The sequence below is a fragment of the Pseudomonas cimarronensis genome (assembly GCF_049331905.1).
Taxonomy (GTDB): Bacteria; Pseudomonadota; Gammaproteobacteria; order Pseudomonadales; family Pseudomonadaceae; genus Aquipseudomonas.
Map to the genome: position 1 here is coordinate 1,545,515 of NZ_CP186283.1, position 26,882 is coordinate 1,572,396.

Below are 26,882 nucleotides of genomic sequence, written 5' to 3' on the forward strand. Positions count from 1 at the left end.
AACCTGCCGAGGATGCCCCGATGAGCCTGTTTCCTGCTGATACCGCCATTGCCCCTGCCACCCCCGCAGCACTGCGTAAGTTGATCGAGAGCCGCCGTGCGGTACGCCGCTTTACCGCCGAAGCGGTACCTGATGAGGTGGTGCGTGATTGCCTGGAGCTGGCGGTGCTCGCGCCCAATTCCTGCAACCTGCAGCCCTGGAGTTTTCAGGTGATTCGCGACCCGGCGTTGCTGGCGCGGCTGCACCCGGTGTGCATGAGCCAGAATGCCGCCAAGGCTCCCTTGATCATTGCTGTGCTGGCGCGACCGGATACCTGGAAACAGGCCTGCCAGAACATCATCGACTACTGGCCGGAGCCTGAGGTGCCAGCGCGGATTCGCAGCTTCTACAACAAGACCGCACCCTTTCAGTACAACCAGGGACCATTCGGCCTGCTAGGGCTGTTCAAGCGCCAGTTATTGCGCGTGGCTGCCTGGCGCAAACCGTTGATGCGCGCGCCTAACAGTAAGGCGCAGATGCGTATCTGGGCGGTGAAGTCCACCGCATTGGCGGCGCAAAATCTGATGCTGGCCTTCCAGAGTCATGGCTATGCCACCTGCCCGATGGAAGGCTTCGATGAGGTGCGCTTGCGCAAGACCCTGAACATCCCGCGCCAGGCCTTGCCGATCATGCTGCTGGCGGTGGGCAGGCAGGATGAGAAGGGCGTGTATAACCCGCGACTGCGCTTTCCGTTGGAACAGCACATGACGTGGTTATAGCCTCAGGTTGGGTCGGGGCGCGTAGCCAGAGGAGCAGCGCGACGAAGCCCAACGTTACACGCCAATGTCTGTTGGGCTTCGCTGCGCTCAACGCCAACCTACGTCGGCATAGCCAGCGCTAGAGAACGCCGGCCTTTTTCCAGGCCAGATAACTGCTCACCAGCTGCGGGCCCAGCTCGCTCGGGCGTGCATCAAGCACCGGCACCTTGTGGGCCATCAGGCGTTCATGCAGGCCAGCGCGGGCGTTCAGGTAGTCCAGGGTGCCGCAGTAATCCAGGGCGCTGGAGAGATCCTGTACCGGGGTGTGGCGCAGGGTATCCAGCACTTCTTCACGCAGGCTGGCGACCAGTACGCGGTGCTGGCGGCTCAGACGTTTGACCGCGCCGAGCAGGGCCTGATCATCTTCATCACGCAGGTTGGTCACCAGCACCACCAGGGCGCGACGGCGCTGACGGCTGAGCAGGTTTTCCACCGCGGCGGTGAAGTCCGCCGGTTGCTGGGTGCTGCGCAGGTCGTACAGCGCATTGAGCAACACATTCAGCTGCGCCTGGCCTTTGACCGGGGCGAGGAAGCGGTTCTGCTCGCCGGCAAAGGTCGACAGGCCCACCGCATCGCCCTGGCGCAATGCCACGTAGCTGAGCAGCAGCGAGGCGTTAAGGGCGTGATCGAAGTGCGACAGCTCACCGTCCTGGCTGCGCATGCGGCGGCCGCAGTCGAGCAGGAAGACGATCTGCTGGTCGCGCTCGTCCTGATACTCGCGGGCAATCGGCGTGCGTTTGCGCGCGGTGGCCTTCCAGTCGATCTGCCGCAGGGTATCGCCGTCGCGAAATTCGCGCAGTTGGTGAAATTCCTGACCCAGGCCGCGGCGTTGCTGCTGGCGTACGCCCAGCTGGCTAAGCCAGTCATCCACCGCCATCAGTTGCGCGCCGTACAGGCGGGCGAAATCCGGGTAGACGCGGGTTTCACCAGCTACTGGCAGATAACGCCGGGCGCGCCACAGGGCCATGGGGCTGGGCAGGCTGACTTCGCACTGCGGGAAATGGAAATGCCCGCGCAGCAGTGGGCGTACACGGTAGCTGACCTGGGTCTGTTCGCCCGGGTGCAGATCAACCTTGAGCGGCAGGTGCTCGAAGGCCATATCGCCGGGCAGATGGTCGAACACCTCCACCTGCAGCGCACGGCTGTAGCTGTGGTGCAGATTCAGCCGCACGTCGCTCCAGCGCCCCAGCGGCAGGTTGCCGGGTAGCTGGCGTTCGATGCGCGGCGAAGGTACTTGGCGCAGCAGCAGGGCGTCGACCAGTGTCAGGCCGAGCAGCACCAGCAGCAGGCCCCAGTAAATCGGGGTGAAGCTGCGCGGCACGGCAACGCCCAGGGCGCTGCAGATACCCAGGGCAATACCGAGTACGAACAGACCGGCGAGCAGCGCCAACAGCGCGCGTGAGGGCTTCATGCAGATGCGCCTTTCCATGCAGGCTTTTGCCAGGTACGGGTCATAGGCGCGGTGCCGGAACCTGGTCGAGCAGCTGTTGCAGCACCTGATCCACCGACAGGCCTTCGATATCCAGCTCCGGCGACAGCCGCACGCGGTGACGCAGTACAGCCAGGGCGCAGCCCTTGATGTCATCTGGCAGCACAAAATCGCCGCCGCGCAGCAGTGCACGGGCGCGGCCGCAGCGTACCAGGGCAATCGAAGCGCGTGGCCCGGCGCCGATGGCCAGGCCAGGCCAGGTACGGGTGGCACGGGCGATACGCACGGCGTAGTCGAGTACCTGCTCATCAATCGGCAGGTCGCTGGCAATCTTCTGCAACGCGAGTACATCGCGGGCCTGCAACAGGGTGCGCAGCGGGGTGACTTCGAGCATGTCGGCTTTGCTTGAGCGCGCCACCTGGCGAACCATGTTCAGCTCTTCGCTTTGCTCGGGGTAATCCATGCGCAGCTTGAGCATAAAGCGGTCGAGCTCGGCTTCCGGCAGCGGGTAGGTGCCTTCCTGCTCAATCGGGTTCTGTGTGGCCAGCACCATAAACGGCAGCGGCACATTCAGCGCGCGGCCTTCCAGGGTGACCTGACGTTCCTGCATGACTTCCAGCAGCGCTGCCTGGGTTTTGGCCGGGGCGCGGTTGATTTCATCCGCCAGCAGCAGGTTGGTGAATACCGGGCCTTTGCGCAGCTTGAACTGCTCGCTCTGCAGGTCGTACACGGCGTGGCCGGTGACGTCGCTGGGCATCAGGTCCGGGGTGAACTGGATACGCGCGAATTCGCCGCCGAAGCAGCGCGCCAGGGCACGCACCAGCAGGGTCTTGCCGAGGCCGGGAACGCCTTCGACCAGCACATGGCCGCCGGCGATCAGGGCGCTGAGCACGTCGTCGATCACCGCTGTCTGGCCGATCAGGGCTTTCTGCAGTTCACCACGCAGGGCCTGAGCCAGTTGGCTGGCGCGCTGGCGCTGGGCATTCGGATTGGCCGCTGCGGCTGCCGGGGCAGCTGGTGCTGGGGCCGGTACAGGCGTTTCGCTGGCCGCGGCTTCGACGGTTTCAGCGGCGACAGGGGCTGATTCGATCTCGCTGTCCGGCTGTTCGGGGGTGTGTTCGCTCGTCATAGGGCATTCCTGAGGGTTTGCAGGTTGGCGACCTGGCGGGTGAAGTCGGCGGCGGCCAGACGCTGCTTGGGCAGCGGCCGCATGGCTTGGCTGATAACGCTGGAAGGCTGGCGGGTCAGGCGGCTCAGCACCTGCCACTGCTCGGCCACGGCGAGGCGTTCGAAACCGGGGTGACGATGGCGGGCGCGGCGCTGAATATCCTGCTGCAGGCCTTGCAACAGGCTGTGCTGGCCGTTGTGGCGCAGTAGGAAGTCGGCACTGCCGCGCAGGTGTTCCTGTAGTTGGCGGCGATTACGGCTGGCGGGCAACAGCAGCGGGCCCTGGCGCATGCCCAGGTGCCACAGGCCGAATGCCAGCAACAGCGCCAAGGCGACCAGTGCCTGAGGGAAGTGTTCGAGTAGCAGGCTGAACAGGTCATCGCGGTCGGCGCGGTAGAGCAGGGTGACCTGGCTGTCCTGGGTCATGTACCAGAGCAGCCAGGCGTTGTCGTATTCGCCGATGCTCTGGTTCTGCCAGATCCAGCTGTCGCTGACCACGCTGATCAGGCCGTCGCCATGGTAGAGCTGTAACAGATGGGTGGCGGCGTCGCTGTTGGCCCAGGCGTGGGCGCGGTTTTCGGAATCGTAGAGGTGAAAGTCGGTGTCGAAGTTGAAGTAGGCCGGTGCCTCTTCGTTTTCCAGATACAGCTGGGTCAGCTCCGGGTAGGCATTGTCTGAACCTGCACTTGCCTCTGCCTCAGCCTGCGGTTCGGCTTGCGGCTCAGCGTCGGCCGTGTCCTCTGCAGCGGCGTCTTCTTCCGCTGCTTCGCTGGCGTCCTCGTCAAGCTCTTCACTTTCGTATTGCTGGATGCCCAGGCTGTCGAGCAGCAGGTCGCCGCTTTTGCCTTCTTCTTCATCCCACAGGCGCTCGGCGACAAACAGCAGGTGGCCGCCTTTGGCGGTCCAGGCCAGCAGGCGTTCGGCCTGTTTGGGCGTCATGCGGTTGCGGTCACCGAGCAGCAGCAGGGTTTGCCCGGCGCTCGGCAGATCCTTCATGACCTCCAGGCCATCGGCGCGCTGCACCTGCAGGCCCTGTTTGCGCAGGAAATGTTCGGCAGCGAGATAAGGGTTGGCTCGGGCCTCGGGTGCGGGGCCATGCTCGAGCGTTTCCTCATAGGGCGTAAGTTTGCCCAGCAGGTAGATGCCGAGCAGGCCGAGTAGCAACAGCAGGCCGGCACCGAGAAGGAACTGGAGGCGCCGGTTCATGCCTGTGCCCCTTGTTCGAACAGACGTCGCCAGGCATTGCACAGGCCCTGTTTGAGTGCCGCTGGTGGCAGTCGATGGCCGTAGGCGAGGTTCTGCCAGTGGCGGGTCAGGGCCTGGCTGAAGTGGCTGAGGTCTTTCTGCTGCAACGCCTGGACCAGTTGCAGCACTTCGGCTTCGGTGTGCGAGCTTTTCAGCGGCAGGCGCTGCTCGTGCAACATACGGCTGAGCAAGGCGCGGTAAAGCAAGCCGAGTGCTGCGCGTGGCTGTTCGTCCCAGAGTCTTTCCACTTCGCCGGGGATATCCGCTGGCAGGCTTTGTGGCGCCACTTCCAGGCCGAACAGTTGTTCAGGTGGCTGATAGGTACGGCCCTGCGGCAAACGTAAGCGTCCAGCAAAGGCATTCAGCCAGTCGCGGTAACGCCACAGCAACCAGGCGATCAGGCTGAACAGTAGTGCCCACAGCAGCACCTCGAAGAACAGTGCCACAGCATCGACGCTTTTCCAGAACTCGGTGAGCTTGAAGAACTTTTCCAGCAGTTCGAGCAGGGCCTTGGCGTCTTCCTCGCTCGGCTCCTTGGGTTCTTCGCCGAAGCGCCAGCGAGTGACGGTTTCGCGGTGCTCGAAGGGCGGCTGATCGAGCAGTTGGCCGATGCTCTTTTGCGCGTCGGCACTGGTCAGCGGCTGCTTGAGCAGGCGCTCGGCTTCTGGCCCCATGGGGTCTTCAACCGGCAGCGGACAGCTGTTTACGGTTGTGGCGGCCATGGCGCTGCTTGGCAGCTGCATCAACAGCAGGCCGCAGCCCAGCAGCAGGGCATAAGCCACGCCCGTCAGGCGCTGGCGCAGCTGACGGAAGACCAGTTCGATATCCCAGGCCTCCAGTGCGGTGCGGCGGTTCAGGTAAAGGGTGAAGCCGCAGGCGACGTAGATCGGCTCCCAGAGAATCAGCAGCAGAACGTAGGTCAGGTTGGACAGATGCTCCAGCCACAGCCACTCGCCAGATGCCGCATTGATCAGGCTGTCCCAGCTCCAGTCCAGCTCCATCTGTGCCGGCAGCAGCATGTAGACGAAACTGATGATGCCGAACCACAGCGCCATTTCCAGGTGTACACCGACGATGGTGAGCCAGCTGGCTCCGCCGGCATCGCGCTGGCCGAGGACGATCAGGCGCTGGTTGCGCGCCTTGCCGGACAGGCCTTCGAGCTGCATCACCGGCAGGTCGAAGCTGCGCGTGGGGCTCAATCGGCGCCAGGTCAGGCTGGCCAGCAGTTGCGGTTTAAGCAGGCCAGGCAGGGCTTTTAGCGCCTGCTTGAGGCTTGGTGTGGCGCCGAACAGGGCATGCGAGAGGATATACAGCGGCAGGCGCTCAAAGGCCGGTTTCAGCCACCAGAAAATCAGTACGGCAATGCTTGGGTAATCCCACAGCAGCAGGCACAGCAGGGCAAAGACTGGCACCGTTACCAGCGCCCAGCTGAGCATCAACAGGCCGGCATGCTGTTTGGCCAGCAGTACGCCGAGATCCATCGCTTCCCAGGCGCTACGCGGGCGGATGGCCACGCTGGCATCAGTCAGGCGCATGTGCACCCCGGCCAGCCACTAGCAGGTAGCTCAGCACCAGCAGCCAAAGCCCAGTGCCGACTGCATATTTGATCGCGGGGCTGGCCAGATCCATGGATGACCAGTAAGCCTCGATAAACGCTGCCAGCAGGAGAAACACGATCACCCCGCCGACCAGTCGAACGCTGCTGCCGGCGGCTACGCGCAGTGCTTCACCGCGTGGCAGGCGGCCGGGCACCAGCAGCGCCCAGCCGAGTTTAAGGCCCGCCGCGCCGGCCAGGGCAATGGCGGTGAGTTCGAAAGAGCCGTGGCCGATGACGAATGACCAGAAGGTTTCGCCATAACCGATCTGCGTCAGGTGGCCGGCCACTGCGCCAATCATCAGCCCGTTGAACAGCAGGTAGAACAGGCTGCCGAGGCCAAACAGCAGGCCACTGGCAAAGGTCTGAAAGGCGATGCCGATGTTATTCATGATGTAGTAGCCGAACATCATCCAGTCATCACCGGAGTCGCGTTCGCTGAAGCGGCCGATGCGCCTGGCGTCGGGGTCGTACATCTTTTCCATTTCACCGACCTGGTCGGGCGCCATCACTCCGTAGACCAGATCGGGGAAGTGATACACCAGTGTGCCCATCAGCAGCAGGCTGCCGAAGAACAGCAGGCTGGCGGCGACGACAAAACGCCATTCGGCGCGTACCAGGCGTGGGAAGCCGGCCAGGATAAACCCGAGCAGTTGTGCCCCCAGTGGGCTGCGATGGCGATAGAACTGCTGATGGCCACGCATGGCCAGTTGTTGTAACTGTTCGATCAGGTGGCTGCTGTAACCGCGGCTTTGCGCCAGTGCCAGGTGTTGGCACAAACGCCGGTAAGAGGCGGCAAAGCCCTTGCACTGCTGGCTGTCGGCCTTGCCGCGCTCAAGGCTTTCGAGCTGGCTGGCAAAGGCTTGCCATTCGGCCTGGTGCTGGTGCTCAAACAGGCTCTGTTTCATGTCGGCCCTAACAAGCCACGGGCAATCCCGTGGATCTGCTGTTCTGCTTGCTCGGCCGGCACCTGCAAAGGTTCGGCAAGAATGCTCGCCAGCTCCTGACGCCGTGCACTGGATAGATTCTGCGTGCGCTCGGCAAAGCTGAGCAGGGCGCGCTGCTCGCTCAGGCTCATGCTAAACGGTGCGCGGATGGGTTCGGCTTGCGGTAGTTCGGGGGCTGCCGGGGCGTTATCGCGGTACACCACCAGGGTGCCGGCAGCGATATCGCCGAGGCGCTTGAACGCCGGGTGTTTGAGGCAGCTGAGAATGCCCAGGGTGTAGCCAAACGGCAGGATGTCGACGAAACGCAGCAGATTGCGCGTCAGTGACGCGGCCCAGCCAATTGGCGTGCCGTCATCATGAATCACCCGCAGGCCCATCATCTGCTTGCCGGGCGAACGGCCTTGGTTGAGCACCTCAAACAGCACCATGTACCACCAGGTCACCAGAAACAGCAGGATGGTGCCCAGACCCATACCGAACTGGCCGAGTAGCGCCAGTACGGTGAATAGCGCACCTAGCAACGCGCCGCGAATCAGCAGGTCGATGGCGAAGGCCAGCGCGCGTGGCACTACACCCGCCGGGCGCAGGATCAGGTCGATGCCTTCCGGTGTTTCCACCTGATAACGGGTATCCAGCAGCGGGCGGGCGGCAACTGAGTCAGGGGTTGGCGTGAGCGGCATCGGCAGACTGCATCGAGGAAAGCCCGATGCTAGCCAGCAGCAGGCAGGGAAGCAACCGGCTCAATCGCTTGAACCGGTGCCAAGAGGCTATTTATTGCGGTGCTGGCAGTACGCCGAAGATGGTGCCTTTGATCGTTGCCAGGCTTCGCTGAGCAGGTCGCCGATGGTGAAGTCATAACCGCGGCTCAGGGCTTCTTCAATGCTGGGTACCTGAGTGTCGCGGGGCGTTTCCTGCAAGGCACTGGCGGGGGCGGCATAGGGGTTGCTGGAGCTGATATCACTCATGGGACGTCCTTGATCATGGAGTGGTGGTTGACGATGCACACTCTAGTCGGCGACCAGATGCACGACAAGGCAGGGGCGCTGTGGGCGTGAGCTGGCGCAAGGTTCTGCGTTTGAATGTGCGCTTGCAGAGGGGTGTTAGACTGCCTGCGCCCCAGCATCAGGATGCCGCCGTGACTTCTAGCCTCTTTTGGTACGACTACGAAACCACTGGTATTGACCCGCGCCGTGACCGCCCGCTGCAGGTTGCCGGAATCCGTACCGATGAACAGTTCAATGAAATCGGCGAGCCGCTGAATATCTATTGTCAGCCCAGTGACGACATCCTGCCGCATCCGGCTGCGTGTCTGGTGACTGGCATTACCCCGAGCATCCTGGCGCAGCGTGGCCTGGATGAGGCCGAATTTATGAGCCGCGTGCATGCCGAGCTGTCGCAGCCAGGCACATGTGGAGCGGGCTACAACAGCCTGCGTTTCGACGATGAAGTGACGCGCTACAGCCTGTACCGTAACTTCTATGACCCCTATGCCCGTGAGTGGCAAGGGGGCAACAGCCGTTGGGATCTGATTGATCTGGTGCGAACGGCTTATGCGTTACGCCCGGAAGGCATCGTCTGGCCTGAAGAGGGCGGGCGGGTGACGCTCAAGCTGGAGCGCCTGACCGCTGCCAATGGTATTGAGCATGGCCAGGCCCACGATGCGTTATCCGATGTGCGGGCGACCATTGCTCTGGCGCGCTTGCTGCGTAGTAAACAACCCAAGCTGTACGACTACCTGTATCAACTGCGCAGCAAGCAGCGCGTGCAGGATCAAATACGCTTGTTGCAGCCACTGGTACATATCTCCGGACGTTACGCCGGCGCGCGTCACTACCTGGCGGTGGTTTTGCCCCTGGCCTGGCACCCGCGCAATCGTAATGCACTGATTGTCTGTGATCTGCAGGCCGACTGCGCACCGTTACTCAATGAGTCCGCCGAAACATTGCGTACGCGTCTTTACACACGCCGCGAACAGTTGGCTGAGGGTGAATTGCCAGTGCCGCTGAAGTTGCTGCATATCAACCGCTGTCCGGTTGTTGCGCCCATGAATGTATTGCGTGTGCAGGATATTCAGCGGCTGCAACTGGATCTTCCTGCGTATCAGGCGCAGGCCGAGCAGTTACAGGTTAATGCGGCGGTTTGGCAGAACAAACTGGTGCAGGTATATGGCGAAGAACAATTCGCGCCGAACGAAGATCCTGAACAGCAGTTGTACGATGGTTTTATTGGTGACCGTGACCGGCGTTTGTGCGAACAGGTGCGGCGTGCCGAGCCACAGCGTCTGGCTGATGCAGCCTGGGCATTTGATGATGGGCGTTTGCCTGAGTTGCTGTTTCGTTACCGTGCGCGCAACTTTCCCGCGACCTTGAATGCTGATGAGCAGCAGCGTTGGAGAACATTCTGCCAACAGCGCCTGAGTCATCCGCACTATGGTGCACCCAATACCCTTGAACAATTTGAGCAAGCGCTGGTTGATGCGCTGGCCGGAGTGGATGCCGCGCAGCATGCGGTATTACTGGAGTGGCGTGAATATGCCGAGCGCCTGCGCCAGCAATATGCCCTCTGATATGTAAGGGTAATAGTGCGCTATTGCTATGCGATGTGTCTGGGCCGATAACAGTGCATGTATAGCGTGGCGCGAAGAGCGGCTGCCATGAATGGCCGGTCATAAAAAACGCCAGCAAGGCTGGCGTTTTTAGGTGTAGCAAATGTGGCGTGTGCGGCTTAGCCCAGCAGGGTAGCCCAGCCTTCAACAACGTCACCGCCCCACTTGGCTTTCCACTCTTTCAGCGTTTTGTGGTTGCCGCCTTTGGTTTCGATAACTTCGCCAGTGTTCGGGTTTTTATACTGCTTAACTTTGCGGGCACGCTTGCTGCCAGCAGGTTTGGCGGCACGAGTGGCTTTGCTGCTTTTGGCTTCTGGGTCAAACATAGCAATGATGTCGCGCAGGGACTTCTGATATTCGCCCATCAGTGCGCGCAGTTTGCCTTCGAACTCCAGTTCTTTTTTCAGCTTGTCGTCTTGCGACAGATTTTTCAGGCGCTCTTGCAGCTCTTTGATGGCTTCTTCGGTGGCGCGGTATTCGTTGATCAGCGACATGTGAGTTACCTGTATTCGGGATTGACGATAAAGTGATAGCAATAGTAGTCAGGCACTTTTCACAAGTAAACCGCTTTATCGGTATTTTTTATGAATTGTATTGTTAAGTAATGCGTACGCGCCGGAATAATTCTGGTGTGCTGATTGTTTTCGCTCATGCGCATTAGTTTGTAGCGACCTTTACTTGCAGTTTTTTACATATGCTGGGCGTCGCGCGGTGTCACAGCGGCCTAGGTGGGTACTGCAGTTTTTCTGCGCAGTGACTAGAATGGCCGACTTTATTTGCGTGCTGGAGCCGCTGATGCGTACTTTTCGATTGGTCATTGCCTGCCCGGATCGGGTTGGTATCGTGGCCAAGGTCAGTAATTTTCTGGCCACTTATAACGGCTGGATTACTGAAGCGAGCCACCATTCGGATAATCAGAGTGGCTGGTTCTTTATGCGCCACGAGATTCGCGCCGATTCCTTGCCCTTTGACCTGGATGGCTTTCGTCAGGCTTTCGCGCCGATTGCTCGCGAGTTTTCCATGGAATGGCGAGTAACCGATTCCGCGCAGAAGAAGCGTGTGGTGCTGATGGCCAGTCGCGAATCACATTGCCTGGCTGATCTGTTGCATCGCTGGCACAGCGATGAGCTTGATTGCGATATCCCTTGCGTGATCTCCAACCATGATGATCTGCGCAGCATGGTTGAGTGGCATGACATTCCATATTTCCATGTACCGGTTGATCCGCAGGACAAACAGTCGGCGTTTGATGAGGTCGAACGGCTGGTCAAGGCACACAATGCCGATGTGATCGTTCTGGCGCGTTACATGCAAATTCTGCCTGCGCAGTTGTGCGCCGAGTTTTCCCAGCGTGTGATCAATATCCATCACAGCTTCCTGCCGTCCTTCGTCGGTGCCAAGCCTTACCATCAGGCTTCGCTGCGTGGGGTCAAGCTGATCGGTGCAACCTCGCATTACGTTACCGAGGAGCTGGACGCCGGGCCGATCATCGAGCAGGACGTGGTGCGTGTCAGCCACCGCGACAGTATTGAGGAGATGGTGCGCCTGGGTAAGGATGTCGAGAAGATGGTGCTGTCACGTGGTCTACGCTATCACTTGGAAGACCGAGTGCTGGTGCACGACAACAAGACCGTAGTATTCGATTGAGGTGCAGGCTGCGGCTCGGTTCAGGACACGCCAAGAGGATTTGCCGATGCTCAAGTCAATCAAGGTACGTGACTACATGACCCGCCATCTGGTGACGTTTCGTCCCGAGATGAATTTGTTTACCGCCATCAATCGCTTGCTGGAACACCGTATTTCCGGTGCGCCGGTGGTTGATGGGCAGGGCCACTTGGTGGGGCTGCTGTCGGAAGGCGATTGTTTGCGCGGTATTCTCTCCGGCGCTTATTACGAGTCAGCCGGTGGTGATGTCAGCGCCTACATGACCACCGATGTCGAAGTGATTTCGCCTGAGGCCGACATCATCGAGATATCCGAGCGTTTTTTACGCGGTCGGCGGCGGCGTCTCCCTGTGGTTGAGGGCGGTCGCCTGATTGGCCAGGTCAGCCGCAGTGATGTGCTGCGTGCGGTCAAAGAATTTGCTCAGCACGACCAGGGGCATGTGGCGCTCAATTGACGGCTGGAGGGCTGAAGCATGAGTGATCCCCATGAGCGCGGGACCGCCACGGCGCCGCCGATAGTCGGCGAGGGTTGTACTCAACGTTATGACCCCCAGGCGCTGAACCCGGAAGACGGGACCGAGTTTGCCGATGCTGCCGAGTTATGGCGTCAGTTGCAGCAAACACCGGTGGCAGCCGAACCACAGAAATGACAACGGGGCGCTCATTGAGCGCCCCGATGCGTTTATCTTCAGCATGCGTCGGCCGTCCTGCGACGGCCTGTTTGTCAGATGCGGAAACTGTCGACCAGTTGCTTGAGGCGTAGCGCCTGTTGCTCCAGATCGCCGCAGGCTCGCAGAGTGGCATTGAGGTTTTCCACGCCTTCCTGGTTGAGGGTGTTGATTTCGGTGATGTCCATGTTCAGCGCCTCGATCACCGAGGTCTGTTCTTCGGTTGCGGTGGCGACCGATTGGTTCATGCCATCGATCTCGCCAATGCGCTCGGTGACGCTGCTCAGGCGCGAGCCGGCCTGGTTGGCGATTTCCACACTCTCTTCACTGTAGCGCTGGCTCTCCGTCATGGTGGTCACCGACTCACGCGAGCCAACCTGCAGCTCCTCGATCATCTTCTCGATTTCCTGGGCCGACTCTTGAGTGCGGTGCGCCAGGTTGCGTACTTCATCGGCCACTACGGCAAAGCCCCGGCCTGCTTCACCGGCGCGCGCGGCTTCGATGGCGGCGTTGAGTGCCAGCAGGTTGGTCTGTTGGGAGATGCTCTTGATCACCTCAAGAATCTGCCCGATGTTCACCGTCTTGCTATTTAGGGTTTCGATATTGCCGCAGGAAGCGCTGATCTTGCCGGACAGCTCATTCATTGCCTGGATGGTTTTTTCCACGACCAGGCGGCCGTCTTCAGCCAACTGGCGTGCATCGGAAGCCTGATTGGAGGCGTCGGCGGCGTTACGGGCAATTTCCTGAGCGGCGGCGCCCAGTTCATTGATGGCGGCGGCCACGCTGTTGGTGCGGCTGGCCTGTTCATCCGAGTTGATCATCGACGAGTTGGAGGCGCCGACTACCAGCTTGGCGACTTCGTTGACCTGGCTGGTGGCCGACGACACTTCGCGAATCGAGCTGTGAATTCGCTCGACAAAGCGGTTGAAGGCGCTGGCCAGGCGGCCGAATTCGTCATTGGACTGAATGCTCAGGCGCTTGGTCAGATCGCCTTCGCCCTGGGCGATATCCTCCATGGCTTTACCCATGACATTCAGCGGTTGCATCAGCACGCTGATCAGCATGCTCAGCAGCAGAATGATCAGTACCACGGCGATGATGGTGGCGATGATCGCTGAAGCGCGGAACTCGCTAAGCATCGAGTAGGCTTTGCTCTTGTCAACGGACAACCCCACGTGCCAACTCACCGAAGGCAGACCTTTGACCGGCGCGAAGGTGAGTATGCGGGTTTCGCCATTGAGCTCGGCTTCGCTGAATTCGCCGCTGATCCGTGGGGTGTTTTGCGGATAGACCTCGCTGAGGTTCTTCATCACCAGGGATTTGTCCGGGTGAACCAGAATCTTGCCGTCAGCGCTGACCAGAAAGGCATAACCCATGCCGGCAAAGTCCAGAGAGTTGATGATGTCGACCAGGGTGTTGAGGCTCAGATCGCCACCGACCACGCCGGCCGCTTTGGCGGGCGTGGCAATGGTAATGATCAGCTCGCTGGTAGCGGCGTCAACGTAGGGTTCGGTGAGGGTGCTACCGCCTGCGGCGATGGCGTCCTTGTACCAGGGGCGCTGGCGTGGGTCGTAACCATCGGGCATGTCCTCGTCCGGGCGCATGGTGAAGCTGCCATCTGCGCTGCCCAGATAGGTGAAGGCAAAGGTGGAGGCCAGCACCTTCTGTTCCAGCAGGCTGGTCAGGGCCTCACCGGAAGAATCGCGGGCAACCGATTGCGCAACGTTTTCCACCAGCAGGATGCGCCCTGATAGCCAGTTGGAAATGTTGCTGGCGGTGACGTTGCCCATTTCCTGCAGGTAGCTTTCCAGGTCTTCACGGATCGCATTGCGTTGCAGGTAGTCGTTATAGAGGGTGAACAGGGAAAAGGCTGCAATGACCACCAGCGCGGCGGCGAGCAGAATCTTGTGGCTGAACTTGAGGTTGTTGGTCATGGCTTCTTGCGTCCGGTAAGTTCTGGCATCAGTCTTGTGCTGATGTAAAGGCAATGGCTGTCGCAGAGGCTGCGGCAATACCGATTATGTCGGCCTGATTGCAGTAAAGCTTTAACCACGGAGATAACAAGATGGCAGAACTCGACCAGTTTGTTGTAGGGGCCGATCCGCAGGGCGTGCCAGTGGGGCAGGCGCTGCGTCTGGCGAACCGTCACGGGCTGATTGCCGGCGCTACGGGCACCGGTAAAACCGTGACCTTGCAGCGCCTGATCGAAACCTTCAGCGATGCTGGTGTGGCGGTGTTTGCCGCCGATGTCAAAGGCGATCTCTGCGGTCTGGGGGCGGCCGGTGCACCGCAAGGCAAGGTGGCTGAGCGAATCGCCAGCATGCCCTGGCTCAACCACCAGCCGTGCGCTTACCCGGTAACCCTGTGGGATGTGCATGGCAAGAGTGGCCATCCACTGCGCACCACGCTGAGCGAGATGGGCCCGTTGCTGCTGGGCGCGCTGCTGGAACTGACCGACAGTCAACAGGCGGCGCTGTACGCGGCGTTCAAGGTGGCGGACCGCGAGGGTTTGCTGCTGCTTGACCTGAAAGACCTCAAGGCGTTGCTCGCGCACTTGAAAAGTCACCCAGAAGTGCTCGGTGAGGACAGTGCGCTGTTTACCTCGACGTCTTCGCAAGCCCTGCTGCGCAAGCTGGCTGGTCTGGAGCAGCAGGGTGCCGAGGCGCTGTTTGGCGAGCCGGCGCTGCAGCTTGAGGACATTCTGCATCCTGACCGAGATGGTCGCGGGCGCATTCACCTGCTGGATGCCAGCCGTTTGGTGCATGAGGCACCGAAGGTGTATGCGACTTTCCTGCTCTGGCTGTTGGCGGAGCTGTTCGAACAATTGCCGGAGCGTGGCGATGCGGACAAGCCACTGCTGGCGCTGTTTTTCGATGAGGCGCATCTACTGTTCGCCGATACGCCCAAGGCCTTGCAGGAGCGCCTGGAGCAGGTGGTGCGTTTGATCCGCTCGAAGGGCGTGGGTGTCTACTTCGTCACCCAGTCGCCGGGTGATCTGCCGGATGCTGTGTTGGCTCAACTGGGGTTGCGTATTCAACATGGCCTGCGCGCTTTTACCGCCAAAGAACAGAAGTCGCTGCGTGCAGTGGCAGATGGTTTTCGCCCCAACCCGAGTATCGACACGCTGGCAGTGTTGACCGAACTGGGCATTGGTGAAGCGCTGGTCGGTACGCTGGAAATCAAGGGCACCCCGGCCATGGTGCAGCGAGTTGCAGTGGCACCGCCGCAGTCGCGGATCGGGCCGCTGAGTGAAGCCGAGCGCGCGGCGCTGATCCGCCAATCACCGCTGCTGGGGCGCTATGACAAACCGATTGACCGTGAGTCAGCCTATGAGTTGTTGATGGCGCGCGCCGAGCAGGCGGCTGCGCAGCAGGCCGAACAGGCCAAGCCCAGTGCGGCCGGCAAGAGGGCCGAGGGCAACAGCCTGGGCAGTGCGGCAGGCGAACTGCTGGGTGGTTTGGCCAGCCAGGTGGTGAAAACCGCCATGCGCCAAGCCGCCAACCAGATCGGTCGGCAATTGGTGCGCGGTCTGTTGGGTTCGTTGATGGGCGGCAAAAGGCGTTGATTAATCAGGCCATCCCCGTTCGGGGTTGGCCTGCGGACTTTGCGTCAGCTGGCGGCCTCGTCGGCTTTGCTGCGCAGTTCCTTTTCGATTTTTTCGAGCTCTTTTTCAAACGCTTGATCAAGAAGGTTGGCCTTCTTGCGCCACGGCTTGCGCTCGGGGTCCGGTTGAGCGGCGTAGGTGATGACTTCCCCGCCGTAAACATCCTTGTAACGCTGCGCCTGGCGCTCGAGTTCAGCGCGCAGTTCGTCTTTCGTCACGTAGTTACCCATGGTCTTGAAACAGAAGTGTTGGCTGAATGTCAGGTGGTTGCCTGAGCATTTGAGGCGGCCAATCAGGTTCAATTTGCGCGCTTATTGAGGCGGGGTGAATAGTTTTAGGGACTATTGCCGCCGTATGTAAACCCTTTAATAGGTTATTGAAAGGGTTGCTTAGTGCGCGCCGAGTAATTATGGCGATGCCAAGTTAAATGTCCAGCCCACCAAGGCCCTGAGCTGTGAGGCATCGCGCAGCAGAGCTGTTGCGACGGGGCGAGTAGAGGTTTATTCAGTGATGCTGAGCAGTTGCATATCTGTCTGATTTTTTAATGGTTTTATTTTAATAATTTGACGCCAAATCTACGGCGTCGGTTGCTGCAGTTATTCGTCAAAGCGCCAGTTGTGCGTGGTTTTATATTTATGGCATTACGTTCCGGTGTACTCACGAGGCATTCGGTCATCCGCAGGTTGTGCTGGGTTAGGCACATGCAGGGCTATGTGTGGCGCACATGGCTGCTCTAAGGCGATATTGCCGCCTGGTTGTTTGCCCGCTAGGCCCGTGATTGTCTTGAAATACCTTGCAACCTCTGCGCGATTGAGGAAATCCATACGCCTCTCTACATTTGCCCGCGCAACGCCGGGCCCCTCTGACAGCTAACCGCTGCCATGTCGGAGTTGCAGTTTGTACAACTTCGACACTCAGAGGAGGGGCTCATGACTGCCCTAGAACCGTTCTTCCTGGCCGAATTTCTCGGCACTGCCACCTGGTTGTGGCTGGTCTTTATCAGCATCGTCATCAGCCTGTTGGTCTTTGACCTCGGGGTGCTGCACCGTGAGCATCGAGAAATCGGCGTTCGCGAAAGCCTGTTGCTGTCCGCTGGCTACATCACCGCAGGCTTGCTCTTTGGCCTTTGGGTCTGGCAGGTCAAGGGCGGTGACGCCGGGATGGATTTCTACACCGGCTTTCTGATCGAGAAATCGTTGTCGATGGACAACGTATTCCTCATGGCGATGATCTTCAGCTTCCTGGCCATCCCGCGAAAGTACCAGCACGAGGTGCTGTTCTGGGGCATCCTCGGGGTCATCGTGCTGCGCGCGATCATGATTGGTGTGGGCGCGGCGTTGATCGCCGAGTTCAGCTGGATTCTCTACGTGTTCGGCGTCTTCCTGCTGCTGACCGGCGTGAAGATGCTGTTCAGCAAGGTCGATGCCCACCCTGATCTCAACGAAAACGTGCTGGTGAAGTTTCTGCGTAAACACATGCGCGTGACCGATCGTCTGCATGAAGGGCGCTTCTTCGTCCGTCAGGCGGATGCCAGCGGTAAATCCGTGCTATGGGCGACGCCGTTGTTCCTGGCCCTGGTGTTGATCGAGTGTGCCGATCTTGTGTTCGCGGTGGACAGCGTGCCGGCGATCTTCGCCATTACCCAGGACCCTTTCATCGTCTACACCTCGAACATCTTCGCCATCCTGGGCCTGCGGGCGCTGTATTTCGCCCTGGCGGCGATGATTCACCGCTTCGCCTACCTCAAATACGCCCTGGCGTTGGTGCTGGTATTTATCGGCGGCAAGATCTTCCTGGTGGGCATCATCGGCAAGATTCCGGCTGTGATTTCCCTGAGTGTGACCTTGGGCCTACTGATTTGCGGTGTGCTGCTGTCGTTGTGGAAAACCCGTGGTCAGGCCCCGGCTGAGCCGCAGGCCTGAATGCAAACCGGTGGCGGTCACAGTCGGCTGCCACCGATCAAATCGGCAACATTGAGTAATGGAGACAGTGATGAACAAAGTGCTGCAGATGACGGCCCTGGGGCTGGTGCTGGTGGGCCTGGTCGGCTGTGAGGCCGCCGAGCAATCAGCGCAGAAACTCGCCGAGAAAGCAGAACAGGCGGTACAGGATGTAGCCCGCGAAGCGGTCGACGAGACCTTGCAACAACTCAACAAACAGGTGGATGAGGTTCAGCAGTCGACCAATGAATGGCTGGGCAAGCCTGCCGAAGACGCGCAGCCGGATGATACGGCGAAAGAGCCGCCGGCCCGCGAGTCAGCGGAGCCGATCGACAACACGGCGGTAGAAACCTGAGGCCGCTCAGGGTGTCTTGCTGAGCGCCTCACAGCTGGGCGCGTAGTTCTGCTGACAGGCGCTCTGGAATAAGGCCCTGGCCTGCAGTGGATCACGCGGTACGCCTTGCTCTCCCGTCAGGTAGAGGTTGCCGAGGATGTGCTGAGCCATCGGGTTGCCCCCCGCCGCTGACTGATTCAGGTATTTGAGCATCTGCTGCGGGTTGTGGAACTGCGGGTTGTCGCGGCCGGTGTACAGGTAAGCCAGGCTCACCGCCGCCATGGCGTGGCCCTTGTCGGCAGCCTGTTTCCACCAGTGCTCGGCTTGCTTGAGGTCTTTGGGCTGGCGGACGAAATACAGGCTGCCGAGCTGGAACTGGCTGTCGAGGTCGCCACGGTTAGCCTGACGCTGCAAGTCAGCCTGGGCCGCGGCGGCATCGTGCTGCCCGGTATCGGTCTGGGTTGCTGGCGGCTGAGAGGGTGGTGTGCTGGCACAACCGCCGAGCAACAGCCCGCTGCACAGCAGCGTTGCGAATAGATAACGAAGCACCATGCGTGGTGTTCTCCTGTGCTGAGTGGGTCGTTAGCAGCAGACTGCCTGTGCGCCAGCAAGTTGCGCCTAGATGCAATTCATATCAGTTTGTCGCTTGCAGCGTTTCCCTGTGTGCACAGAGCTGCGATTCTTGCAGCCAGTCGCCACCATCGGCCTGCGAGGCACCCATGCAGATCAGCTCCAACTTCGACAGCGGCAATATCGAAGTCATCGACACCAGTAACCCAAAACAGGTGTTGTTGGCCATTCGCCCTGACCTCAACAGCGCGCATTTTCAGTGGTTTCACTTCAAGGTCGAGGGCTTGCAGCCGGGCCAGCGCTATGGCTTCAGTCTGAGCAACGCTGGCCAGTCGTCCTATAAAAATGCCTGGAGCGGCTATCACGCCGTGGCGTCCTATGATCAGGTCAACTGGTTCCGTGTGCCCAGTCGTTTCGAGGACGGTGCGCTGAATTTCGACATCGAGACGCAGCAGGCGCAGGTCTGGTTTGCCTATTTCGAGCCTTATAGCCGTGCGCGACATGATCAACTGATCGAGGACGCACAGCGTTTGGCCGGCGCCGAGTTGTTTGCTACGGGGCGCAGTATTGAAGGGCGCGCCATCGAGTTGCTGCGCATCAGTCGCAACCCTCAGGCGCAGCGCAAGATTTGGCTGATTGCCCAGCAGCATCCGGGCGAGCATATGGCCGAGTGGTTTATGCAGGGGCTGATCGAGCGCCTGCAACAGACTGATGACGCCGAGCTGAGCGCGCTGCTGGAACAGGCCGATCTGTACCTGGTGCCAAACATGAATCCGGATGGCGCGTTCCGTGGCCACCTGCGCACCAACTATGCCGGTCGCGACCTCAACCGCGCCTGGCAGTCGGCGAGTGAGGCGGACAGCCCCGAGGTGTATTTCGTCCAGCAACAGATGCGCGAGGTGGGTGTGGATCTGTTTCTGGATATCCATGGCGACGAGGAAATTCCTCATGTCTTCGCCGCTGGTTGTGAGGGCAACCCCGGCTACAGCCCACGCCTGGAAAGACTGGAAGAGCAATTCAAGCAGTTGCTTGTGCAGCACGGGGCCGAGTTCCAGACGGTCTTTGGCTACCCGCGTGACGAACCCGGCCAGGCCAATACCACCCTGGCCTGCAATGCGGTGGGGCTGGAGTTCGACTGCCTGGCCTTTACCATCGAGATGCCGTTCAAGGACCACGATGACCGGCCCAACCCGCACTCCGGCTGGAGTGGTGCACGTTCGATGCAACTGGGTAAGGATGTACTGAGCGTGGCAGCCGCCATGGTTGGGCAGCTGCGCGACTAGTGACTCCGTAGCCCGGATGTAATCCGGGGGATTGGCCATCAAGCCATCCCGGATTGCATCCGGGCTACGTTTGGGCTGTTTTAGCCGCGGTAGTAGCGCTGCGGTACAAACGGGGTCTTGGCCACTTTCATCGCCACGCGTTTGCCGCGCACCATGGCCCATACCTCGGTATCCAGGGCGATATGGCTGTTCTGCAGATAACCCATGGCCACCGGGGCAGCCAGGGTTGGGCCGAAGCCACCGCTGCACACGCTGCCGATCACATTGCCGTCGGCATCGACGATTTCCGCGCCTTCACGCACCGGCACACGTTCCTGCGGCAGCAGGCCGACGCGCTTGCTGGCAACGCCTTCTTGTTGCTGGGCGAAGATGCGCTCGGCACCGGGGAAGCCGCCTGCACGGGCGCCATCGGCGCGGCGTGGTTTGGACATGGCCCACAGCAAGCTGGCCTCGATCGGCGTGGTGCTGGTGCTCATGTCGTGGCCGTACAGGCACAGGCCTGCTTCCAGGCGCAGCGAGTCACGCGCGCCAAGGCCGATAGCGGCTACTTCCGGTTCAGCCAGCAGGCTGCGCGCCAGGGTTTCACAGTGCTCACTCGGCACCGAAATCTCGAAACCGTCCTCGCCGGTGTAGCCGGAGCGGCTGACGTAGCAATCGACGCCGAGCAGGCGCACCGGGGCGAATTGCATAAAAGTCATCTTCGCTACTTCCGGGGCCAGGTGCGCCAGCACGTCGACGGCTTTCGGGCCTTGCAACGCCAACAGCGCGCGTGCTTCGAACAGGCTTTCGATCTCACATTGGCTGCCGATGTGCTTGCGCAGGTGAGCCAGGTCCTGCTCCTTGCAGGCGGCGTTGACCACCAGGAACAGCGTGTCGTTACCCAGGTTGGCGACCATCAGATCGTCGAGGATGCCGCCATTGTCATCGGTGAACATGGCGTAACGCTGCATGCCCACCGGCAGGTCGATGATGTCCACCGGTACCAGGGTTTCCAGGGCCTTGGCGGCATTCGCGCCGCGCAGGACGATCTGGCCCATGTGCGATACATCGAACAGGCCTGCAGCGTCGCGGGTGTGCAGGTGTTCCTTCATCACGCCCAGCGGATATTGCACTGGCATGTCGTAGCCGGCGAACGGCACCATGCGTGCGCCCAGTTCAAGGTGCAGGGCGTGTAGTGGGGTTTTCGCCAGGGTTTCAGTGGTCATGCGGTTCTCCAGTAGGGTGCGCCATACGCACCGTTGCAAGGGTTTGGTGCGCACGGCGCACCCTACAAATCAGCATTCGACAATATTGACGGCCAGGCCGCCGCGAGCGGTTTCCTTGTACTTGTTGTTCATATCGGCACCGGTCTGGCGCATGGTGCGGATCACTTTATCCAGCGAGACGAAGTGCTGACCGTCGCCGCGCAGGGCCATGCGCGCGGCGTTGATCGCTTTGACCGAGCCCATGGCGTTGCGTTCGATACAGGGCACCTGCACCAGCCCGCCGATGGGGTCGCAGGTCAGGCCAAGGTTGTGTTCCATGCCGATCTCGGCGGCGTTTTCCACCTGGTTGACGCTGCCGCCCAGCACCTCGCACAAGGCGCCTGCGGCCATCGAGCAGGCCACGCCGACCTCGCCCTGGCAGCCGACTTCGGCCCCGGAGATCGAGGCGTTTTCTTTGTAGAGGATGCCGATGGCGGCAGCGGTAAGCAGAAAGCGCACTACGCCGTCGTCGTTGGAGCCCGGGATAAAGCGGCTGTAGTAATGCAGCACGGCGGGCACGATACCGGCCGCGCCGTTGGTGGGCGCGGTGACCACGCGCCCGCCTGTGGCGTTTTCCTCGTTGACTGCGAGGGCGTAGAGGTTGACCCAGTCGAGCACACTCAACGCATCGCGCAGGCTGGCCTCCGGGTGTTTGCACAACTGGCGGTGCAGGGCGGCGGCGCGGCGTTTGACCTTGAGCCCGCCGGGCATGATGCCCTCGTTGCGGCAACCGGCTTCGACACAGTTTTGCATCACCTGCCAGATCTGCAGCAGGCGTGCGCGGGTTTCCGCTTCCGGGCGCCAGGCGGCCTCGTTGGCCAGCATCACCTGGCTGATCGACAGGTTGTGTTCGGCGCAGTGCGCCAGCAACTGTTTGCCGGTGGTAAAGGGGTATGGCAGGGCAGTGGTGTCTTCGACGATACGGTCGGCCCCGGCGGCCTGTTCATCGACGACAAAACCGCCGCCCACTGAGTAGTACTCGCGCGCACGGATCTGCAAGCCGGCGGCGTCGAAGGCGCGGAAGATCATGCCGTTGGGGTGAAAGGGCAGCGGCTTACGAATCATCGCCAGGTGCTGCTTTTCGACAAAGCGAATGGTTTTCTCGCCGAGCAGTTTGAGCTCGCCACTGCTGCGAATCGCTACCAGGCGTGCGTCAACGGTATTGGTGTCGACCGTGTCCGGCTGTTCGCCTTCCAGGCCGAGCAGCACGGCCTTGTCGCTGCCATGGCCCTTGCCAGTCGCGCCGAGGGAGCCGTACAGCTCGACCTTGAGGCTGTCGGTAGTGGCCAATAGATCATCGCGGCGCAGGCCTTCGGCAAAGCGCACGGCGGCGCGCATCGGGCCCACCGTGTGCGAGCTGGACGGGCCGATGCCGATCTTGAATAGGTCAAAAACGCTAAGTGACATGCTGTCTCCGGCTTTAAGCCAACCTCGTAAGTCGGCGTTGATGCAGCGCGGTCTGTAACCGCGTCTGCGTTGCGCAAAAGAAGCTGCTGTTAGTCAGCGTAGACCGGGAAGCTGGCGCACAGGTCGGCGACCTGACCACGGACGCGCTCAATTACCGCCGGGTTTTCCAGGTCATCGAGGATGTCGCAGATCCAGCCAGCCAGGGTACGGCACTCGCCCTGCTTGAAGCCGCGGGTGGTGACGGCCGGGGTGCCGATGCGGATGCCCGAGGTGACAAACGGCGACTGCGGATCGTTCGGCACGGCGTTCTTGTTCACCGTGATATGCGCCGCGCCCAGGGCTGCATCGGCAGCTTTGCCGGTGAGGCCCTGCTTGATCAGGCTGACCAGCATCAGGTGGTTGTCGGTGCCGCCGGAGACCACGTCATAGCCGCGCGCAACGAATACTTCGGCCATGGCCTGGGCGTTGTTGATCACCTGCTGCTGGTAGGTCTTGAAGCCTGGCTCCAGCGCTTCCTTGAAGCACACCGCCTTGGCGGCGATCACATGCATCAGCGGGCCGCCCTGGGCGCCGGGGAATACGGCGGAGTTGAGCTTTTTCTCGATCTCTTCATTGGCCTTGGCCAGGATCAAACCGCCACGTGGGCCGCGCAGGGTCTTGTGCGTTGTGGTGGTGACCACATCGGCAAACGGAATCGGGTTGGGGTACAGACCAGCTGCGACCAGGCCGGCGACGTGGGCCATGTCGACAAACAGCAGCGCACCGACCTTGTCGGCAATTTCGCGGAAATGGGCGAAGTCCAGGGTACGCGAATAGGCGCTGAAACCAGCGACGATCATTTTCGGCTTGTGCTCGACGGCCAGGCGCTCGACCTCGGCGTAATCGATCAGGCCCTGCTCGTCGATACCGTACTGCACCGCGTTGTACAGCTTGCCGGAGGACGACACCTTGGCGCCGTGGGTCAGATGGCCGCCGTGGGCCAGACTCATGCCGAGGATGGTATCGCCAGCATTGAGCAAGGCCAGGTACACCGCGCTGTTGGCTGAAGAGCCGGAGTGCGGCTGCACGTTGGCGTAGTCGGCACCGAACAACTGTTTGGCGCGTTCGATGGCCAGCGCCTCGACCTTGTCGACATGCTCGCAGCCGCCGTAATAGCGCTTGCCCGGATAGCCTTCGGCGTACTTGTTGGTCAGGCCGCTGCCTTGAGCCTGCATCACGCGCTGGCTGCAGTAGTTTTCCGAGGCAATCAGCTCGATATGGTCTTCCTGGCGCTGCTCTTCGGCGTTGATCGCGGCGAGCAGGGCATCATCGTAGCCTTGCAGTTGGTCGTGCTTGCTGAACATGGTGAGGCCCTCTGGTTTTTATATGAGGTGCAGCTAACCCGCCTCGGGTAGAGGTGAGTCGAAATTCTTGGGTGAAGCTGAACGTTGAACCATGCCCTCTCTCTTTTGGGGAGAGGGCTAGGGAGAGGGGTTGCCTAACAACCGCATTACCCTCTCCCCCGGCCCCTCTTCCGAGGGGAGGTTCTTTACGCGTCCTGGTACGCCTCGATGGACGGGCAGGCGCAGATCAGGTTGCGGTCGCCGAACACGTTGTCCACGCGGCCGACCGGCGGCCAGTACTTGGCCTCGATCAGGCTGGCCACCGGGTACACGGCCTGCTCGCGGCTGTAGCCGTGAGTCCATTCGCCGGTCAGTTCCAGGGCGGTGTGTGGGGCGTTTTTCAGCGGATTGTCGTTGGCATCCAACTGGCCGGCTTCCACCGCACGAATTTCGTTGCGGATGGCGATCATGGCGTCGCAGAAGCGATCCAGCTCTTCCTTGGATTCGCTTTCGGTCGGCTCGATCATCAGGGTGCCGGCCACCGGGAAGGACATGGTCGGGGCGTGGAAGCCGAAGTCGATCAGGCGCTTGGCCACATCGTCAACGCTGATGCCGCTGCTGTCCTTGATCGGGCGGATATCCAGAATGCACTCGTGCGCCACCAGGCCGTTGCTGCCCGAATACAGCACGGGGTAGTGCTCTTCCAGGCGGCGGGCGATGTAGTTGGCGTTGAGGATGGCCATTTGCGAGGCGCGCTTGAGGCCTTCGCCGCCCATCATGCTGATGTACATCCAGGTGATCGGCAGAATGCTGGCGCTGCCGAACGGCGCGGCGCTGACCGCACCTTCTTTACGGGCCATATGGCCGTGACCGGGCAGGAATGGGATCAGGTGTTCTTTCACGCCAATCGGGCCGACACCTGGGCCGCCACCGCCGTGCGGGATGCAGAAGGTCTTGTGCAGGTTCAGGTGAGAGACGTCGCCGCCGAACTTGCCTGGGGCGCACAGGCCGACCATGGCGTTCATGTTGGCACCGTCGATATACACCTGACCGCCGTTGTCGTGGACGATCTGGGCGATCTCGCGGATGCCTTCCTCGAACACGCCGTGGGTCGATGGGTAGGTGATCATGATCGCGGCGAGGCGATCCTTGTGCTCTTCGGCCTTGGCCTTTAGGTCAGCGATATCGACGTTGCCGCTGCTGTCGCAGGCAGTCACCACCACGCGCATACCAACCATGCTGGCGGTGGCCGGGTTGGTGCCGTGGGCTGATTGCGGAATCAGGCAGATGTCGCGCTGATCGTCGCCACGGCTCAGGTGGTAAGCACGAATGGCCAGCAGGCCGGCGTACTCGCCCTGGGAGCCGGCGTTCGGCTGCAGGGAGATGCCGTCGTAACCGGTGGCCGCGCAGAGCATGGCTTCCAGTTCAGTGGTCAGCTGGGTGTAACCCTGGCTCTGTTCGGCAGGGGCAAAGGGGTGCAGGTTGCCGAACTCGGCCCAGGTCACCGGGATCATTTCGCTGGCAGCGTTGAGCTTCATGGTGCAGGAGCCCAGCGGGATCATGCTGCGGTCCAGCGCCAGGTCCTTGTCGGCCAGCTTGCGCAGGTAGCGCATCAGCTCGGTTTCGCTGTGGTAGCGATTGAATACCGGGTGGCTGAGGATTTCGCTTTCGCGCAGCAGGCCTTTTGGCAGCTGAGCGATTACCCCGGCAGCCAGTTCAGCAAAGGCGGGTACAGCCTTGCCGTCGGCGAATACCGCCAGCAGCGCTTCGATGGCCGCCTGATCGGTGGTTTCATCCAGGGACAGACCCAGGCGCTCGCCATCGATTTCACGCAGGTTGATACCAGCAGCGCGTGCAGCAGCGTGCAGGGCAGCGGTCTTGCCGGCGGTGGCCAGGGTCAGGGTGTCGAAGAAGAATTCCTGTTCAACGCTGTAACCCAGAGCGCGCAGGCCCTTGGCCAGAATGGCGGTGAACTGGTGCACGCGCTGAGCGATTTGCACCAGGCCTTTCGGGCCGTGGTACACGGCGTACATGCTGGCGATGTTGGCCAGCAGTACCTGGGCGGTACAGATGTTACTGGTGGCCTTCTCGCGGCGGATATGTTGCTCGCGGGTCTGCATGGCCAGGCGCAGGGCCGGCTTGCCGAAGCGGTCGATCGACATGCCGACCAGGCGGCCCGGCATATCGCGCTTGAATGCATCGCGGGTGGCGAAGTAGGCGGCGTGTGGGCCACCGAAGCCCAGCGGCACACCAAAGCGCTGTGCACTGCCCAGGGCCACGTCGGCACCGAATTCGCCCGGCGCGGTCAGCAGGGTCAGGGCCAGCAGGTCAGCGGCCACGGCTACCAGGGCGTTGGCGGCGTGGAAACGCTCAACCAGCTCGCGGTAGTCGAAGATATCGCCATTGCTCGCCGGGTATTGCAGCAGCGCGCCGAAGTAGGCGCTGGCGTCAGTGATGGCGGCTTCGTCGCCGATGACCACTTCAATGCCCAGCGGTTCGGCACGGGTGCGCAGCACGTCGAGGGTCTGCGGATGGCAATGCTGCGAGGCGAAGAAGGCGTTGCTGGCCTTGTTCTTCGACAGACGCTTGCAGAAGGTCATGGCTTCGGCAGCGGCGGTGGCTTCGTCCAGCAGCGAGGCGTTGGCGATCTGCATACCAGTAAGGTCGCTGATCAGGGTCTGAAAATTCAGCAAGGATTCCAGGCGGCCCTGGGAAATTTCTGGCTGATACGGGGTGTAGGCGGTGTACCAGGCCGGGTTTTCCAGCAGGTTGCGCAGGATCGGGCTCGGCGTCAGGGTGCCGTAGTAGCCCTGACCGATATAGGTCTTGAACTGCTGGTTCTTGGCCGCGATGGTCTTGATCTTGGCCAGGGCGTCGGCTTCCGACAGGCCCGGCTGGGCGCCCAGCACGCTGGAGCCCTTGATGCTGTCAGGGATGACGTTATCGGTCAGTGCGTCGATGCTGGCGTAGCCGAGCAGTTCGAGCATGGCCGCGGTATCGGCGTCACGCGGGCCGATATGGCGGGCGATAAATTCGTTCTGGGTGGTCAGCTTGGTCATTGC

24 protein-coding genes are annotated in these 26,882 nt (G+C 61.2%); 9 read left to right on the plus strand and 15 right to left on the minus strand.

Translation table 11 applies throughout. The features are described 5' to 3' along the window. Positions 1-20: 20 nt before the first annotated feature. Positions 21-758: a nitroreductase family protein gene (locus tag ACOCLD_RS07165; protein WP_422911373.1), complete on the plus strand. Its 738-nt coding sequence runs from the start codon at positions 21-23 to the stop codon at positions 756-758. Positions 759-876: 118 nt separating this feature from the next. On the opposite strand, the gene ACOCLD_RS07170 is transcribed toward ACOCLD_RS07165, so the two are convergent. From ACOCLD_RS07170 to ACOCLD_RS07200, 7 genes are all read right to left on the minus strand, one after another. Then, positions 877-2,208: a DUF58 domain-containing protein gene (locus ACOCLD_RS07170; protein WP_422911374.1), complete on the minus strand. Its 1,332-nt coding sequence runs from the start codon at positions 2,206-2,208 to the stop codon at positions 877-879. A gap of 40 nt (positions 2,209-2,248) precedes the next feature. Continuing rightward, positions 2,249-3,355, minus strand: coding sequence for an AAA family ATPase (locus tag ACOCLD_RS07175; RefSeq protein ID WP_422911375.1), 1,107 nt, complete (start codon positions 3,353-3,355; stop codon positions 2,249-2,251). After that, a complete protein-coding gene (locus ACOCLD_RS07180) occupies positions 3,352-4,599 on the minus strand; it encodes a DUF4350 domain-containing protein (RefSeq protein WP_422911376.1) in 1,248 nt (415 codons plus the stop codon). Before ACOCLD_RS07180 ends, ACOCLD_RS07175 begins: the two co-directional genes overlap by 4 nt. Then, complete coding sequence (locus tag ACOCLD_RS07185; protein WP_422911377.1) at positions 4,596-6,173, minus strand: DUF4129 domain-containing protein; 1,578 nt, start codon at positions 6,171-6,173, stop codon at positions 4,596-4,598. Before ACOCLD_RS07185 ends, ACOCLD_RS07180 begins: the two co-directional genes overlap by 4 nt. Beyond that, complete coding sequence (locus ACOCLD_RS07190) at positions 6,160-7,140, minus strand: stage II sporulation protein M (protein ID WP_422911378.1); 981 nt, start codon at positions 7,138-7,140, stop codon at positions 6,160-6,162. The genes ACOCLD_RS07185 and ACOCLD_RS07190 overlap by 14 nt, the downstream gene beginning before the upstream one ends. Continuing rightward, positions 7,137-7,859 carry an RDD family protein gene (locus ACOCLD_RS07195; protein ID WP_422911379.1) on the minus strand — a complete coding sequence of 241 codons (723 nt, stop codon included), beginning with the start codon at positions 7,857-7,859 and terminating at the stop codon, positions 7,137-7,139. The genes ACOCLD_RS07190 and ACOCLD_RS07195 overlap by 4 nt, the downstream gene beginning before the upstream one ends. 87 nt (positions 7,860-7,946) lie before the next feature. Further along, positions 7,947-8,144, minus strand: coding sequence for a hypothetical protein (locus ACOCLD_RS07200; protein ID WP_422911380.1), 198 nt, complete (start codon positions 8,142-8,144; stop codon positions 7,947-7,949). A 170-nt stretch (positions 8,145-8,314) separates the two neighbouring features. Between ACOCLD_RS07200 and sbcB the strand changes: the two genes are divergently transcribed. Then, positions 8,315-9,745 carry an exodeoxyribonuclease I gene (gene sbcB, locus ACOCLD_RS07205; RefSeq protein ID WP_422911381.1) on the plus strand — a complete coding sequence of 477 codons (1,431 nt, stop codon included), beginning with the start codon at positions 8,315-8,317 and terminating at the stop codon, positions 9,743-9,745. A gap of 158 nt (positions 9,746-9,903) precedes the next feature. Here sbcB and mvaT read toward each other — a convergent pair whose 3' ends face one another. Further along, positions 9,904-10,278, minus strand: coding sequence for a histone-like nucleoid-structuring protein MvaT (mvaT, locus tag ACOCLD_RS07210; RefSeq protein WP_233683848.1), 375 nt, complete (start codon positions 10,276-10,278; stop codon positions 9,904-9,906). Positions 10,279-10,579: 301 nt separating this feature from the next. Between mvaT and purU the strand changes: the two genes are divergently transcribed. The 3 genes from purU to ACOCLD_RS07225 are packed head-to-tail and all read left to right on the plus strand — an operon-like array spanning position 10,580 to position 12,098. Continuing rightward, entirely contained in the window at positions 10,580-11,431 is an 852-nt protein-coding gene (gene purU, locus ACOCLD_RS07215) for a formyltetrahydrofolate deformylase (protein WP_257777206.1), read from the plus strand. A gap of 46 nt (positions 11,432-11,477) precedes the next feature. After that, positions 11,478-11,903, plus strand: coding sequence for a CBS domain-containing protein (locus tag ACOCLD_RS07220; RefSeq protein ID WP_257777207.1), 426 nt, complete (start codon positions 11,478-11,480; stop codon positions 11,901-11,903). Positions 11,904-11,921: 18 nt separating this feature from the next. Further along, the gene (locus ACOCLD_RS07225; protein WP_257777208.1) at positions 11,922-12,098 is read left to right on the plus strand and encodes a hypothetical protein; all 177 of its coding nucleotides are present in this window, start codon (positions 11,922-11,924) and stop codon (positions 12,096-12,098) included. A 74-nt stretch (positions 12,099-12,172) separates the two neighbouring features. Here the strand turns inward: ACOCLD_RS07225 and ACOCLD_RS07230 are convergent, their stop codons facing one another. Then, a complete protein-coding gene (locus tag ACOCLD_RS07230; protein WP_392540684.1) occupies positions 12,173-14,050 on the minus strand; it encodes a methyl-accepting chemotaxis protein in 1,878 nt (625 codons plus the stop codon). Between the two features lie 131 nt (positions 14,051-14,181). On the opposite strand from ACOCLD_RS07230, the gene ACOCLD_RS07235 reads away from it, so the two are divergent. Then, complete coding sequence (locus tag ACOCLD_RS07235; protein ID WP_422911382.1) at positions 14,182-15,681, plus strand: helicase HerA-like domain-containing protein; 1,500 nt, start codon at positions 14,182-14,184, stop codon at positions 15,679-15,681. Between the two features lie 44 nt (positions 15,682-15,725). On the opposite strand, the gene ACOCLD_RS07240 is transcribed toward ACOCLD_RS07235, so the two are convergent. Further along, positions 15,726-15,938: a hypothetical protein gene (locus tag ACOCLD_RS07240; protein WP_233684514.1), complete on the minus strand. Its 213-nt coding sequence runs from the start codon at positions 15,936-15,938 to the stop codon at positions 15,726-15,728. Positions 15,939-16,649: 711 nt separating this feature from the next. On the opposite strand from ACOCLD_RS07240, the gene ACOCLD_RS07245 reads away from it, so the two are divergent. Further along, positions 16,650-17,642 (plus strand): TerC family protein, encoded by a 993-nt coding sequence (locus tag ACOCLD_RS07245; RefSeq protein WP_422911383.1) that lies wholly within the window; start codon positions 16,650-16,652, stop codon positions 17,640-17,642. A gap of 70 nt (positions 17,643-17,712) precedes the next feature. Continuing rightward, complete coding sequence (locus tag ACOCLD_RS07250; protein ID WP_422911384.1) at positions 17,713-18,015, plus strand: hypothetical protein; 303 nt, start codon at positions 17,713-17,715, stop codon at positions 18,013-18,015. Between the two features lie 6 nt (positions 18,016-18,021). On the opposite strand, the gene ACOCLD_RS07255 is transcribed toward ACOCLD_RS07250, so the two are convergent. Further along, the gene (locus ACOCLD_RS07255; RefSeq protein WP_257777213.1) at positions 18,022-18,546 is read right to left on the minus strand and encodes a tetratricopeptide repeat protein; all 525 of its coding nucleotides are present in this window, start codon (positions 18,544-18,546) and stop codon (positions 18,022-18,024) included. A gap of 167 nt (positions 18,547-18,713) precedes the next feature. On the opposite strand from ACOCLD_RS07255, the gene ACOCLD_RS07260 reads away from it, so the two are divergent. Then, positions 18,714-19,847 (plus strand): M14 family metallopeptidase, encoded by a 1,134-nt coding sequence (locus ACOCLD_RS07260; RefSeq protein ID WP_422911385.1) that lies wholly within the window; start codon positions 18,714-18,716, stop codon positions 19,845-19,847. Between the two features lie 80 nt (positions 19,848-19,927). Here the strand turns inward: ACOCLD_RS07260 and gcvT are convergent, their stop codons facing one another. The 4 genes from gcvT to gcvP form a co-directional block, all read right to left on the minus strand. Then, complete coding sequence (gene gcvT / locus ACOCLD_RS07265; protein ID WP_422911386.1) at positions 19,928-21,052, minus strand: glycine cleavage system aminomethyltransferase GcvT; 1,125 nt, start codon at positions 21,050-21,052, stop codon at positions 19,928-19,930. 69 nt (positions 21,053-21,121) lie between these two features. Next, positions 21,122-22,498, minus strand: coding sequence for an L-serine ammonia-lyase (locus ACOCLD_RS07270; RefSeq protein ID WP_422911387.1), 1,377 nt, complete (start codon positions 22,496-22,498; stop codon positions 21,122-21,124). Positions 22,499-22,587: 89 nt separating this feature from the next. Then, complete coding sequence (glyA, locus tag ACOCLD_RS07275; protein WP_422911388.1) at positions 22,588-23,841, minus strand: serine hydroxymethyltransferase; 1,254 nt, start codon at positions 23,839-23,841, stop codon at positions 22,588-22,590. A gap of 185 nt (positions 23,842-24,026) precedes the next feature. Beyond that, positions 24,027-26,879 (minus strand): aminomethyl-transferring glycine dehydrogenase, encoded by a 2,853-nt coding sequence (gcvP, locus tag ACOCLD_RS07280; protein WP_422911389.1) that lies wholly within the window; start codon positions 26,877-26,879, stop codon positions 24,027-24,029. Positions 26,880-26,882: the final 3 nt, after the last annotated feature.

Bases quoted from the DNA above. Each gene is read 5' to 3' on its own strand.
- ACOCLD_RS07165 (WP_422911373.1), top strand. From the start codon at position 21: ATGAGCCTGTTTCCTGCTGATACCGCCATTGCCCCTGCCACCCCCGCA.
- ACOCLD_RS07170 (WP_422911374.1), bottom strand. From the start codon at position 2,208: ATGAAGCCCTCACGCGCGCTGTTGGCGCTGCTCGCCGGTCTGTTCGTA.
- ACOCLD_RS07175 (WP_422911375.1), bottom strand. From the start codon at position 3,355: ATGACGAGCGAACACACCCCCGAACAGCCGGACAGCGAGATCGAATCA.
- ACOCLD_RS07180 (WP_422911376.1), bottom strand. From the start codon at position 4,599: ATGAACCGGCGCCTCCAGTTCCTTCTCGGTGCCGGCCTGCTGTTGCTA.
- ACOCLD_RS07185 (WP_422911377.1), bottom strand. From the start codon at position 6,173: ATGCGCCTGACTGATGCCAGCGTGGCCATCCGCCCGCGTAGCGCCTGG.
- ACOCLD_RS07190 (WP_422911378.1), bottom strand. From the start codon at position 7,140: ATGAAACAGAGCCTGTTTGAGCACCAGCACCAGGCCGAATGGCAAGCC.
- ACOCLD_RS07195 (WP_422911379.1), bottom strand. From the start codon at position 7,859: ATGCCGCTCACGCCAACCCCTGACTCAGTTGCCGCCCGCCCGCTGCTG.
- ACOCLD_RS07200 (WP_422911380.1), bottom strand. From the start codon at position 8,144: ATGAGTGATATCAGCTCCAGCAACCCCTATGCCGCCCCCGCCAGTGCC.
- mvaT (WP_233683848.1), bottom strand. From the start codon at position 10,278: ATGTCGCTGATCAACGAATACCGCGCCACCGAAGAAGCCATCAAAGAG.
- purU (WP_257777206.1), top strand. From the start codon at position 10,580: ATGCGTACTTTTCGATTGGTCATTGCCTGCCCGGATCGGGTTGGTATC.
- ACOCLD_RS07220 (WP_257777207.1), top strand. From the start codon at position 11,478: ATGCTCAAGTCAATCAAGGTACGTGACTACATGACCCGCCATCTGGTG.
- ACOCLD_RS07225 (WP_257777208.1), top strand. From the start codon at position 11,922: ATGAGTGATCCCCATGAGCGCGGGACCGCCACGGCGCCGCCGATAGTC.
- ACOCLD_RS07230 (WP_392540684.1), bottom strand. From the start codon at position 14,050: ATGACCAACAACCTCAAGTTCAGCCACAAGATTCTGCTCGCCGCCGCG.
- ACOCLD_RS07235 (WP_422911382.1), top strand. From the start codon at position 14,182: ATGGCAGAACTCGACCAGTTTGTTGTAGGGGCCGATCCGCAGGGCGTG.
- ACOCLD_RS07245 (WP_422911383.1), top strand. From the start codon at position 16,650: ATGACTGCCCTAGAACCGTTCTTCCTGGCCGAATTTCTCGGCACTGCC.
- ACOCLD_RS07250 (WP_422911384.1), top strand. From the start codon at position 17,713: ATGAACAAAGTGCTGCAGATGACGGCCCTGGGGCTGGTGCTGGTGGGC.
- ACOCLD_RS07255 (WP_257777213.1), bottom strand. From the start codon at position 18,546: ATGGTGCTTCGTTATCTATTCGCAACGCTGCTGTGCAGCGGGCTGTTG.
- ACOCLD_RS07260 (WP_422911385.1), top strand. From the start codon at position 18,714: ATGCAGATCAGCTCCAACTTCGACAGCGGCAATATCGAAGTCATCGAC.
- gcvT (WP_422911386.1), bottom strand. From the start codon at position 21,052: ATGACCACTGAAACCCTGGCGAAAACCCCACTACACGCCCTGCACCTT.
- ACOCLD_RS07270 (WP_422911387.1), bottom strand. From the start codon at position 22,498: ATGTCACTTAGCGTTTTTGACCTATTCAAGATCGGCATCGGCCCGTCC.
- glyA (WP_422911388.1), bottom strand. From the start codon at position 23,841: ATGTTCAGCAAGCACGACCAACTGCAAGGCTACGATGATGCCCTGCTC.
- gcvP (WP_422911389.1), bottom strand. From the start codon at position 26,879: ATGACCAAGCTGACCACCCAGAACGAATTTATCGCCCGCCATATCGGC.